We start from the raw sequence: 12,514 nt of genomic DNA on the forward strand, positions 1-12,514 counted from the left end.
GGTAAGGAGGTGATCCAACCGCAGGTTCCCCTACGGTTACCTTGTTACGACTTCACCCCAGTCATGAATCACAAAGTGGTAAGCGCCCTCCCGAAGGTTAAGCTACCTACTTCTTTTGCAACCCACTCCCATGGTGTGACGGGCGGTGTGTACAAGGCCCGGGAACGTATTCACCGTGGCATTCTGATCCACGATTACTAGCGATTCCGACTTCATGGAGTCGAGTTGCAGACTCCAATCCGGACTACGACATACTTTATGAGGTCCGCTTGCTCTCGCGAGGTCGCTTCTCTTTGTATATGCCATTGTAGCACGTGTGTAGCCCTACTCGTAAGGGCCATGATGACTTGACGTCATCCCCACCTTCCTCCAGTTTATCACTGGCAGTCTCCTTTGAGTTCCCGGCCTAACCGCTGGCAACAAAGGATAAGGGTTGCGCTCGTTGCGGGACTTAACCCAACATTTCACAACACGAGCTGACGACAGCCATGCAGCACCTGTCTCAGAGTTCCCGAAGGCACCAAAGCATCTCTGCTAAGTTCTCTGGATGTCAAGAGTAGGTAAGGTTCTTCGCGTTGCATCGAATTAAACCACATGCTCCACCGCTTGTGCGGGCCCCCGTCAATTCATTTGAGTTTTAACCTTGCGGCCGTACTCCCCAGGCGGTCGACTTAACGCGTTAGCTCCGGAAGCCACGCCTCAAGGGCACAACCTCCAAGTCGACATCGTTTACGGCGTGGACTACCAGGGTATCTAATCCTGTTTGCTCCCCACGCTTTCGCACCTGAGCGTCAGTCTTTGTCCAGGGGGCCGCCTTCGCCACCGGTATTCCTCCAGATCTCTACGCATTTCACCGCTACACCTGGAATTCTACCCCCCTCTACAAGACTCTAGCCTGCCAGTTTCGGATGCAGTTCCCAGGTTGAGCCCGGGGATTTCACATCCGACTTGACAGACCGCCTGCGTGCGCTTTACGCCCAGTAATTCCGATTAACGCTTGCACCCTCCGTATTACCGCGGCTGCTGGCACGGAGTTAGCCGGTGCTTCTTCTGCGAGTAACGTCAATCGCTGCGGTTATTAACCACAACGCCTTCCTCCTCGCTGAAAGTACTTTACAACCCGAAGGCCTTCTTCATACACGCGGCATGGCTGCATCAGGCTTGCGCCCATTGTGCAATATTCCCCACTGCTGCCTCCCGTAGGAGTCTGGACCGTGTCTCAGTTCCAGTGTGGCTGGTCATCCTCTCAGACCAGCTAGGGATCGTCGCCTAGGTGAGCCGTTACCCCACCTACTAGCTAATCCCATCTGGGCACATCCGATGGCAAGAGGCCCGAAGGTCCCCCTCTTTGGTCTTGCGACGTTATGCGGTATTAGCTACCGTTTCCAGTAGTTATCCCCCTCCATCGGGCAGTTTCCCAGACATTACTCACCCGTCCGCCACTCGTCACCCAAGGAGCAAGCTCCTCTGTGCTACCGTTCGACTTGCATGTGTTAGGCCTGCCGCCAGCGTTCAATCTGAGCCATGATCAAACTCTTCAATTTAAGTTTGATGCTCGTGAATTAAACTTCGTAATGAATTACGTATGTTCACTCAGAGACTTGGTATTCATTTTTCGTCTTGCGACGTTAAGAATCCGTATCTTCGAGTGCCCACACAGATTGTCTGATAAATTGTTAAAGAGCAGTGCCGCTTCGCTTTTTCTCAGCGGCGCGGGGTGTGCATATTACGCCATCCCGCTACGAAGTCAAGCATTTAATTTCGCTTTCTTCGCCGGAGTTCTCAGTGGAACTCCGCTGACCCGGCGGCTTGTAATCCGTTGTTCCGTGTCAGTGGAGGCGCATTATAGGGAGTTATTTCAGGCTGACAAGGGGAAATTTAAAATAATCTTCCGAGTGCGTGTTTTTTATTCTTTACGTTTATTTTAACGACGTTTTGTTGGTTAATTGGGCTATTTCCCGCGCGAATCTCGCAACCTGTTCCCAATCGGTATACACCACTTCTTTATTCGTATCCGTTTCACCACCTGACATCTTCATTATCAGTTGGATCATAACGCGGTCATACCAGCGATAGCGGGGATACAGCAAAGCACCCGCAATGACTGCACTGTGATCTGGTCGCCACGGCGAACTCATCAGGAACTTACGCGCATAGCTGTTGGTTTGCGGCGTACGTTTCTCCGGTTTACGGGCAACGAGGTTTACGGAGTAGAACGCACTCGGCATCGAATTCAGCCGTGTGGCATGCTTTTTCACAAACTCCTGAAAAGCAGCATGGTAATGACCATAGCGAATCGAGGCGCCAATCACCACGCTGTCATAATTTTGCCAGTCCGGCTCCGCGGTACGATGCAAATTAACAACATCTGCCCAAACGCCCAGCTCTTTGAGTTCAGAAGCCAGATATTCCGCGATTTCACGCGTTTGTCCGTCCCGGGAAGAAAAAAGAATCAGTGTTTTCACGTGTTACTCCATTATTCACGCCAGAAGGTAGGGGTAAAGAGCACCAGCAGAGTAAAGACCTCCAGACGACCAAACAGCATATTGGCAATCAGGATCCACTTCGCCACAGGGTTCATACTGGCAAAGTTGTCGGCAACAACCCCCAGTCCAGGCCCCAGGTTATTCAACGTTGCCACAACAGAGGCAAACGCGGAGAAGTCATCAACGCCGGTCGCAATAATCGCCAGCATACTGATAATAAAGACCAACGCATAGGCAGAGAAGAATCCCCATACGGCTTCAAGAATTCGCTCCGGCAACGCACGGTTACCCAGTTTGATACTGTAAACCGCATTCGGATGAACCAGTCGTTTCAATTCGCGGTTGCCTTGCTTAAACAGCAGCAGGATACGAATCACCTTCAAGCCCCCCCCCGTCGACCCGGCACAGCCGCCGATAAAAGCAGAACACAGCAGCAGCACCGGCAGGAACAGCGGCCAGCGGGCAATACTGTCCGTGGTAAATCCGGCAGTCGTCGCCATCGATACCACCTGGAAAAAGGCCTGGTTGATCGTCGTGAGCGCCGAGCCATAGGTATTGTGTATCCACAGCACCAACGTACAGACAGCCACCAGCGTCAACTGCACGCCGATGAACATGCGGAATTCCGGATCGCGCCAGTAAACCTTCAGACTACGCCCACTTAATAAAGAGAAGTGCAGACCATAGTTACAACCGGAGATCAGCAAGAAGATAGCAATAATCGTATTAATCGTGGGACTGTCGAAATACCCCACGCTGGCATCGTGTGTGGAAAAACCACCGATGGCAATCGTGGCAAAACTGTGCCCAATGGCGTCAAACGCGGGCATCCCGGCAAACCATAGCGCCAGCGCGCACGCCACCGTCAGTAATACATAGATAAGCCACAGCGTTTTCGCCGTTTCGGCAATACGCGGGCGCATCTTATTATCTTTCAGCGGCCCCGGCATTTCTGCCCGATAGAGCTGCATCCCACCCACGCCAAGAATAGGCAGGATAGCCACCGCCAGCACGATGATCCCCATCCCGCCGAACCATTGCAGCATCTGGCGATAGAAGAGAATCGCGTGTGGCAATGAATCCAGCCCCACCAGCGTCGTCGCACCGGTAGTGGTCAATCCGGAAAAGGATTCAAAAAAAGCGTCGGTTATCGTCAGGTTAGGGCTTTCCGCAAAGATGAACGGTAGCGCACCCACGCTGCCCAGAACGGTCCAGAACAAAACGACAATCAGAAATCCTTCGCGCGATTTCAGCTCGCCCTTCTCTTTACGGTTTGGCCACCACAGCATGGAGCCGATCGCCAAAGCAACGAAGAAAGTTTGGGTGAATGCACGCCCTGCCCCGTCACGGTAGATGAGCGCTACCAGTCCAGGGATAATCATTGTCCCCGAGAATAAGATGACCAGTAGTCCAACGATTCGGGTGATGGCGCGAAAATGCATCTCTGCCGCTTCCTTAGTTCTTTAAAATGAGGTGGGGATTATTCTTCAATCGCTAACAATTGCAATGAACCACGACTAAAATCCGCCAGTTTTGCCGAAAACTCATCCACTTTGGCAAAAGGAAGCGCCACCCTGAGTCGAACAAAAGCCTGGTAATCACTGGCAACAACTTTACCGTCAAACTGCCCCAGCAAGGCTTCAATGCCTGCCAGCTGACCGTACTCACACTGCAAAGTATATTCGGTTAATGGCGTCTTGCGCTGTGTCGTTAACTGGCGCAACGCCTGATTCACACCGCCGCCGTAGGCTTTTACCAACCCTCCAGTACCGAGAAGGATACCGCCGTAGTAGCGCACGACTACAGCGGTAATCTCACCGACACCGCTCCCCATCAGTTGTGCGAGCATCGGTTTACCTGCCGTACCCGCCGGTTCGCCATCGTCTGAAAATCCCAGCTGCTGCGAGTCATTGGGCGCACCCGCCACCCATGCCACGCAATGGTGGCGGGCGTCCGGGTGTTCCGCTTTGACTGACTCAACAAACGCTTTGGCCGCTTCAACGCCGTCCGTATGGGCGAGCAGCGTAATGAAGCGGCTTTTTTTGATCTCTTCGACGACGCTAACCGGCGCCGCAGGGATTAACCAACTGTCCATTACGCCAGTTTCAAATCCCGCGTCATGTTTTCGATATTGTTTTCGTGGACCACCACGTTGTCTTCAATACGAATACCGCCGAACGGTTTCAGGGCTTCAATTTTCTGCCAGTTGAAGTGTTTGCTGAACTGCCCTTCACGCCATGGCGCCAGCAGAGATTCAATGAAGTAAATGCCCGGTTCGATGGTCAGAACCATGCCCGGTTGCAATACGCGGGTGCAACGCAGGTAAGGATACTTCGACGGCGCGGCCAGATGGGTACCACTGTCATCCTGCATAAAGCCAGCGACATCATGTACCTGCAGGCCCAGCGGGTGACCAATGCCGTGTGGCATAAACGGCCCGGTAAGATCGTTTTCTACCAGCGCCTCTTCACTCATATCGGTGATGATTTGATGCTTACGCAGCAGCTTCGCGATGCGCTGATGGAACTGAATGTGGTAATCCACGTAGCTGGTACCTGCTTTCATGGTGGCAATCAGCGCCAGCTCTTCGTCGTTAACGTCTTTCACCAGATGCGCATAGTCGTTGTCGCTTTTCGCCGACCAGGTACGCGTCAGGTCTGCCGCATAGCCGTTGTATTCCGCGCCAGCGTCGAGCAGGAAGCTGCGGATTTCAGACGGCGCCTGATGATCCAGCTTGGTGTAATGAAGAACCGAAGCATGCTCGTTAAGCGCCACGATGTTGCTGTATGGCACGTCGGTGTCGCGGTGACCGGTGGCAGTCAGGTAAGCGAGGTTGATGTCAAACTCGCTCATTCCGGAACGGAACGCTTCTTCTGCTGCACGGTGTCCATTTACCGCCATTTTCTGCGCTTCGCGCATACAGGCCAGTTCGTAGTCCGTTTTATAGGCACGGTAATAATGCAGGTAGTCAATCACCCCTTTCGGGTTGATGTTGCTGGCCGCGATGTCCAGTTGCAGGGCACGTTCCGGAACCGGGCCAATGTAACCGATATTGCCGCGAGCAGCTGGCAGTTGGCTACCGATACCATCCGCTTTCGGCAGCGCGATGATCTCGATTTCTTCCGTCCAGAAAGAGGTAGGCAGCGGCTCAACGTTGTGCCAGTAATCGACCGGCAGGTAGAACCACAGTTTCGGCTTGTTTACGCCATCCACCAGCAACCAGCAGTTAGGAACCTGCGTGACAGGCACCCAGGCTTTGAATTGCGGATTGACCTTAAACGGGTACGGATGATCGTCGAGAAAGACGTTAACAAGTTCGCCTGAGTGAATAAGTAACGCATCCAGCTTGAAGCGCTCCAGCGCGTCGCGCGTCCGTTCTTGTAAGGTAACGATATGATTTTTATAGAGTGCGGCCAGTGATTCCATTTTCTACCCTTCTGTTTTTTTGACCTCAAGTCTCCGCATCTTAGCACATCGCTTTGTGAGTGCGTGATTTCTGCCGAGCGTGATCGAATCGTCATTTCTTTAATCATTCATTTGCATTTTATTAACATAAAACACACACTTCGATTCATCTGGTATGACCAGATCACCTTGCGGATTCAGGAGACTGACATGCTTTACAAAGGCGACACCCTGTACCTCGACTGGCTGGAAGATGGCATCGCCGAACTGGTGTTCGATGCCCCTGGTTCGGTCAATAAACTCGACACGGCCACCGTTGCCAGCCTGGGCCATGCGCTTGATGTGCTGGAAAAACAACCGAATTTAAAAGGGCTGCTTCTGCGCTCTAACAAAGCAGCCTTTATTGTTGGTGCCGATATCACCGAATTCCTTTCACTGTTCCTCGTGCCTGAAGAGCAACTGAGCCAGTGGCTGCATTTTGCCAACAGCGTCTTTAACCGCCTCGAAGATCTACCTGTTCCGACCCTCTCAGCGGTAAATGGTTATGCGTTGGGCGGTGGCTGCGAGTGTGTCCTGGCAACCGATTATCGTCTGGCAACGCCGGACCTGCGCATTGGCCTGCCGGAAACCAAGCTGGGCATTATGCCGGGCTTTGGCGGCTCTGTGCGTATGCCACGTATGCTGGGTGCGGACAGCGCTCTGGAAATTATTGCGGCAGGTAAAGACGTTGGTGCTGAGCAGGCGCTAAAAATCGGTCTGGTCGATGGCGTAGTGAAGCAAGACAAACTGCTTGATGGCGCGATCGCGGTATTACGTCAGGCGATTAACGGCGACCTCGACTGGAAAGCCAAACGTCAGCCGAAACTGGAGCCGTTGAAACTCAGCAAAATTGAAGCGGCTATGAGCTTTACCATCGCCAAAGGCATGGTGGCACAGACGGCAGGTAAGCATTATCCCGCACCGATTACCGCGGTAAAAACTATTGAAGCAGCGGCTCGTTTTGGCCGTGAAGAAGCGCTGAATCTGGAAAATAAAAGCTTTGTGCCACTGGCGCACACCAGTGAAGCTCGCGCGCTGGTTGGGATCTTCCTTAACGATCAGTTCGTGAAAGCCAAAGCCAAAAAGCTCACCAAAAATATTGAAGCACCAAAGCAAGCGGCAGTGCTGGGTGCAGGCATTATGGGCGGCGGCATCGCTTACCAGTCAGCCTGGAAAGGCGTGCCGGTTGTCATGAAAGATATCAACGACAAATCATTAACGCTGGGCATGACCGAAGCGGCCAAACTGCTGAACAAACAGCTTGAGCGCGGCAAAATTGACGGTCTGAAAATGGCGGGCGTGATTTCCACTATTCATCCAACCCTCGACTATAGCGGTTTTGAGCGTGTGGACGTGGTGGTTGAAGCGGTCGTGGAAAACCCGAAAGTGAAAAAAGCGGTACTGGCGGAAACCGAAGATCAGGTACGCCCGGACACCGTACTGGCGTCGAATACCTCGACCATCCCAATCAACGAGCTGGCCAGCGCGCTCAAGCGCCCGGAAAACTTCTGTGGGATGCACTTCTTTAACCCAGTACACCGCATGCCACTGGTTGAGATCATTCGCGGCGAGAAAAGCTCGGATGAAACCATCGCCAAAGTTGTCGCATGGGCAAGCCAGATGGGCAAAACGCCAATTGTGGTCAACGACTGCCCCGGTTTCTTCGTGAACCGCGTGCTGTTCCCGTATTTTGCCGGTTTCAGCCAGCTGCTGCGCGATGGGGCGGATTTCCGCAAAGTCGATAAAGTCATGGAAAAACAGTTTGGCTGGCCGATGGGCCCGGCTTATCTGCTGGACGTGGTGGGAATTGATACCGCACATCACGCGCAGGCAGTGATGTCCGCAGGCTTCCCTCAGCGTATGCAGAAAGATTATCGCGACGCGATAGACGCCCTGTTTGATGCTAACCGTTTCGGACAGAAAAACGGTCTTGGATTCTGGCGTTATAAAGAAGACAACAAGGGCAAGCCGAAAAAAGAAGAGGATGCCACCGTTGATGATCTGCTGGCAGAAGTCAGCCAGCCGAAACGCGAATTCAGTGATGAAGAGATTATCGCTCGCATGATGATCCCAATGGTCAACGAAGTGGTACGGTGCCTGGAAGAAGGCATTATAGCCAGCCCGGCAGAAGCCGATATGGCACTGGTGTATGGCCTGGGCTTCCCTCCGTTCCACGGCGGCGCGTTCCGCTGGCTGGATACGCTCGGCAGCGCGAAGTATCTCGATATGGCCCAGCAGTATCAGCACCTCGGAGCGCTGTATGAAGTTCCGGCTGGTCTGCGTGATAAGGCGCGCCATAACGAACCGTATTATCCCCAGGTTGAGCCTGCCCGCCCGGTTGGCAGCCTGAAAACGGCTTAAGGAGACACAATGGAACAGGTTGTAATTGTTGATGCGATCCGTACCCCGATGGGCCGTTCAAAAGGGGGGGCGTTTCGTAACGTGCGGGCAGAAGATCTCTCCGCACACTTAATGCGTAGCCTGCTGGCGCGTAATCCGGCACTGGATCCAACCGCGCTGGATGACATTTACTGGGGCTGTGTGCAGCAAACGCTGGAGCAGGGTTTCAACATCGCCCGTAACGCCGCGCTGCTGGCGGAAATTCCGCACTCCGTTCCGGCGGTCACCGTGAACCGCCTGTGCGGTTCATCAATGCAGGCGCTGCACGACGCGGCACGTATGATCATGACCGGCGATGCTCAGGCATGCCTGATTGGTGGCGTGGAGCATATGGGCCATGTACCAATGAGCCACGGCGTTGATTTCCATCCGGGCATGAGCCGCAACGTAGCAAAAGCGGCGGGGATGATGGGTCTGACCGCAGAAATGCTCTCCCGCATGCACGGCATCAGCCGTGAAATGCAGGATGCTTTCGCCGCACGTTCACATGCTCGCGCCTGGGCTGCAACACAGTCTGGCGCATTTAAAAACGAAATCATCCCAACCGGCGGTCATGATGCCGACGGCGTGCTGAAGCAGTTTAACTACGATGAGGTTATCCGCCCGGAGACAACCGTTGAAGCGCTCTCCACCCTGCGCCCGGCGTTCGATCCGGTTAGTGGAACGGTCACTGCCGGTACATCCTCCGCGCTCTCCGACGGCGCAGCGGCGATGCTGGTGATGAGTGAAAGTCGCGCCCGTGAGCTGGGTCTGACGCCACGAGCCCGTATTCGTTCGATGGCTGTTGTTGGCTGCGACCCGTCAATCATGGGTTACGGTCCGGTTCCAGCCTCAAAGCTGGCGCTGAAAAAAGCGGGACTCTCCACCAGCGACATCGGCTTGTTTGAGATGAACGAAGCCTTTGCCGCTCAGATCCTGCCGTGCATTAAAGATCTGGGACTGATGGAGCAGATAGACGAGAAGATCAACCTCAACGGCGGCGCGATCGCTCTGGGCCACCCACTGGGATGCTCCGGGGCACGTATCAGCACCACCCTGCTCAACCTGATGGAACGCAAAGACGTACAGTTTGGCCTGGCGACGATGTGTATCGGGTTAGGTCAGGGCATCGCGACGGTATTTGAGCGAGTTTAATCAAAGATAAATTCCCCTAAATAATTCGCGCTGCATCGCGGCGGCAACTGAGCGAATCCCCGGGAGCATAGATAACTATGTGACCGGGGTGAGCAAAGGCAGCCAACAAAGAGGCAGTGTGAATTATGACGGGGAAAGGTTTAGTTGCCGTTCTTCCCGCCTGTCAGGGGCGGGTTTTTTATTTCCCTGAACTACCACGCACCACTAACTGCACCGGCAACAGCAGATTCTCTTCCTGATTTTCTTCCAGCAATAAACGCAGCGCTTCACGCCCCAATTGTTGTTTATCAACCGCAATGGTGGTGAGTGGTGGATGTGACCAGGCCGCAGCATCAATATCATCAAACCCCACCAACGCAAGATCTTCCGGGATACGTATACCCTGCTGCGCACACACCCGTTGAACAACCAGCGCTGCCGCGTCGTTATAGGCAAAAATAGCGTCGGGCGGCTCTGGCAGGCTGAGCAATTCATTAATCGCCTCCACCAAAGATTGCTCGGTATCCAGCAGTGGCGGCGCAATGGCTTCATACTCTGGCGGCATCAGCAAACGGGCTTCATACAATGCCTGACGGTAGCCCTTCTCGCGCTGACGGATGCTGTAGTGTGCAAGCGAACTGGCAAGAAAAGCGATACGGCTGCGCCCTTGCGCAATCAGATGTTGCGTGGCCAGATAACCGCCCTGGGTATTGTCCGGGTTCACGCAAGGCAGGCCCGGCGCCCAGAGATCCACCAGCACCAACGGAAGTTTCATCTGTTGCAGCAAGCCAAGTAATTCAGGCTCAAAAAATCCCGCGCAGATCAGCGCATCAGGCTGGTGCAACATCACCTGCTCACTCACTGCATCGCCTGGACCAATGGAGAGAAAGCTCAGCGCAATACCATGGTCACGACAGTTATCTTCTATCCCCAGCAGCAGTTGAGAATAAAACGGCAATGCCCGGCTGATATTGTGCTGGCGGTGCAGCAAAAACAGGACGCGTTTGATCTTGTCTGCACGCAGGCGAGAAAAATCATAACCCTGCTGCTGCGCCACAGAAATAATGCGCAGCCGGGTATCTTCACGTAGCCCTGGCTGCCCTTTCAAGGCGCGGGAAACCGCGCCAACCGAGACACCACAAGCTTCGGCAATATCCCTGATACGTACAGCTTTCGTCATGTCACTCTCATTGATTTACGCTGGCCTTTTGCGCCCCCAGCCAGGCCGCGCCGCGTACGCCGCTGCTGTCACCGTGTCGGGCCTGAACGATCGGCGTACGGCACTGTTTACCAAATACGTACTGCGCCACTCGCGCCTGCAAGCCTGAGTACAGTAAAGTGATATTGGATACCCCACCGCCCAGCACGATAACATCGGGATCGAGCGTATTCACCACCCCCGCCAACGCGCGCGCCAGCTGATCGCAATAGCGTTCCCATAACAAACAGGCATCTACATCACCCGATTCTACCCGCTGCATAATATGTGGCACACCTGCATGTTGCGCGGTGTGATTCATATACTGACGCTCCAGGCCGCTGCCGGAAATAAAGCTCTCAATACAGTTCACCTGTCCGCAATAGCATGTCACTTCAGCCCCATCCCGAGATTCGTGGTAGCGCGGCAATGCATTATGTCCCCACTCTCCTGCACAGGCGTTAGGCCCAGAGATCAAACGATTATCGATGCATAGTCCACCGCCGCAACCGGTACCGAGGATCACGCCAAATACCACGCTATGCCCGTTTCCGCTACCGTCCATCGCTTCCGACAGGGTAAAGCAGTTGGCATCATTAGTAACAGGCACGGGTATTCCTAACGCTCGCTCAAGGTCTTGAGCAAAAGCCTGCTGATTCAACACCAGGATGTTCGAATTCTTAATCAAACCTTCGCTATCCACCGCGCCAGGCACTCCAACACCAACCGATAAAGACTGATTAACGGCCAGTCTGGCCTTAGAAATCATCTCCGTCACGGCCTGGAAAAAATCACCGTAACTCTGCTTTGGTGTCGCACATCGCTCGCGGTAAACAATTTCACCCGCGTTATCAATCACCACCGCTTCAATTTTAGTCCCGCCGATATCCAGTCCGAGCCTCATGGTTTTCCCTCGTTGATGTCCAGCAATGTGATGCGATACAGCTTGCCTATTTTGTTTACTAAACAAAATGAGACCCGTCACAAAAAATCAGTTTTATGGTTAATAGATAGGAAAAACATGTTTACTAAAAATGTTCTGAAAAGAGGAGCTGTGAGACCGGGCTTGCACCCTGTTAGAAGAAGTAAGGTTGGTGATGGATGCGCCGGAAGGACTCCGGCGCACAGCGCTTAAATGAACGCGAACGCGTCGCCAAACAGGCGATCTTCACGTGCCTGACGCTCATTACAGAACAGGTCGCGCGCGATTTTTGCCATCTCAAAACGACCAGCAATGTAGATATCGTGTTCCGCCAGAGTACCGTAATCCTGCAATACTGCCGTTAACACGGTTCCCGTACGACCACGCCAGCCGTCTTCAGGCTGCTCTACCACCGGCTCAACACGCAGGTTCGGGTGATTCACCGACAATGCTTCCAGCTCTGAGAGATCGTAGAGATGCTTCTCTTCGCGCCCGCCCCAGTAAATCGTGATATCGCGGTTGGGATTGCGTGCCAGCGCGGTAAGCAGAATAGAACGCACGTAAGAGAATCCTGTACCTCCGGCAATCAGGATCAGCGGGCGCTCGTCTTCATCACGCAGCCAGGCTTCGCCATGCGGAATATCGACCTTGATTTCCCGGTCTTTCAGAATACGGTCCATCACGGCCATGGCGTAAAGATTTAGCTCAGAGGCGCCAACGTGCAGCTCAATGAATCCTTGCTCGTCCGGCGTTGATGCCATGGAGAACGGACGCTTATCCCTTTCGTCCATCACGACCATTAAATACTGGCCAGCACGAAAGGAAAACGCCGCGTCTGGCACTAAACGAACGCGATATACGGTGTCAGTTATAGCTTCTACCGAGGTCACTTTACAGCTTAAGGTTGTCATGCGCTCTCTCTGTCGGATCAATAGGCAAAACGATCGCGCC

At 53.7% G+C, this 12,514-nt stretch carries 9 protein-coding genes and 1 rRNA gene; 2 read left to right on the forward strand and 8 right to left on the reverse strand.

Annotated elements, in window-relative coordinates; translation table 11 throughout:
• Window positions 1-2 precede the first annotated feature (2 nt).
• From GFB57_RS03900 to pepQ, 5 genes are all read right to left on the reverse strand, one after another.
• A 16S ribosomal RNA gene (locus GFB57_RS03900) occupies window positions 3-1,544 on the reverse strand.
• Between the two features lie 375 nt (window positions 1,545-1,919).
• The gene (gene hemG / locus GFB57_RS03905) at window positions 1,920-2,465 is read right to left on the reverse strand and encodes a menaquinone-dependent protoporphyrinogen IX dehydrogenase (protein WP_003017846.1); all 546 of its coding nucleotides are present in this window, start codon (window positions 2,463-2,465) and stop codon (window positions 1,920-1,922) included.
• Window positions 2,466-2,476: 11 nt separating this feature from the next.
• Entirely contained in the window at window positions 2,477-3,928 is a 1,452-nt protein-coding gene (gene trkH / locus GFB57_RS03910) for a Trk system potassium transporter TrkH (RefSeq protein WP_003017848.1), read from the reverse strand.
• Between the two features lie 38 nt (window positions 3,929-3,966).
• Window positions 3,967-4,581, reverse strand: a complete 615-nt coding sequence (locus GFB57_RS03915) for an IMPACT family protein (RefSeq protein ID WP_003017851.1) — start codon at window positions 4,579-4,581, stop codon at window positions 3,967-3,969.
• Window positions 4,581-5,912, reverse strand: a complete 1,332-nt coding sequence (gene pepQ / locus GFB57_RS03920; RefSeq protein WP_003017853.1) for a Xaa-Pro dipeptidase — start codon at window positions 5,910-5,912, stop codon at window positions 4,581-4,583. The genes GFB57_RS03915 and pepQ overlap by 1 nt, the downstream gene beginning before the upstream one ends.
• Before the next feature lie 189 nt (window positions 5,913-6,101).
• Between pepQ and fadB the strand changes: the two genes are divergently transcribed.
• Window positions 6,102-8,291: a fatty acid oxidation complex subunit alpha FadB gene (gene fadB, locus GFB57_RS03925; RefSeq protein ID WP_003017855.1), complete on the forward strand. Its 2,190-nt coding sequence runs from the start codon at window positions 6,102-6,104 to the stop codon at window positions 8,289-8,291.
• Between the two features lie 9 nt (window positions 8,292-8,300).
• The gene (fadA, locus tag GFB57_RS03930) at window positions 8,301-9,464 is read left to right on the forward strand and encodes an acetyl-CoA C-acyltransferase FadA (protein WP_003017858.1); all 1,164 of its coding nucleotides are present in this window, start codon (window positions 8,301-8,303) and stop codon (window positions 9,462-9,464) included.
• Between the two features lie 178 nt (window positions 9,465-9,642).
• Here fadA and GFB57_RS03935 read toward each other — a convergent pair whose 3' ends face one another.
• The 3 genes from GFB57_RS03935 to fre form a co-directional block, all read right to left on the reverse strand.
• The gene (locus tag GFB57_RS03935; RefSeq protein ID WP_290366936.1) at window positions 9,643-10,623 is read right to left on the reverse strand and encodes a LacI family DNA-binding transcriptional regulator; all 981 of its coding nucleotides are present in this window, start codon (window positions 10,621-10,623) and stop codon (window positions 9,643-9,645) included.
• Window positions 10,624-10,630: 7 nt separating this feature from the next.
• Window positions 10,631-11,545 (reverse strand): ROK family protein, encoded by a 915-nt coding sequence (locus GFB57_RS03940; RefSeq protein WP_003017871.1) that lies wholly within the window; start codon window positions 11,543-11,545, stop codon window positions 10,631-10,633.
• Between the two features lie 227 nt (window positions 11,546-11,772).
• Window positions 11,773-12,474: an NAD(P)H-flavin reductase gene (gene fre, locus GFB57_RS03945; protein ID WP_003017873.1), complete on the reverse strand. Its 702-nt coding sequence runs from the start codon at window positions 12,472-12,474 to the stop codon at window positions 11,773-11,775.
• Window positions 12,475-12,514 lie beyond the last annotated feature (40 nt).

Origin of the sequence: Citrobacter sp. S39, from assembly GCF_009495675.1 — a bacterium.
Lineage (GTDB): Bacteria > Pseudomonadota > Gammaproteobacteria > Enterobacterales > Enterobacteriaceae > Citrobacter > Citrobacter freundii.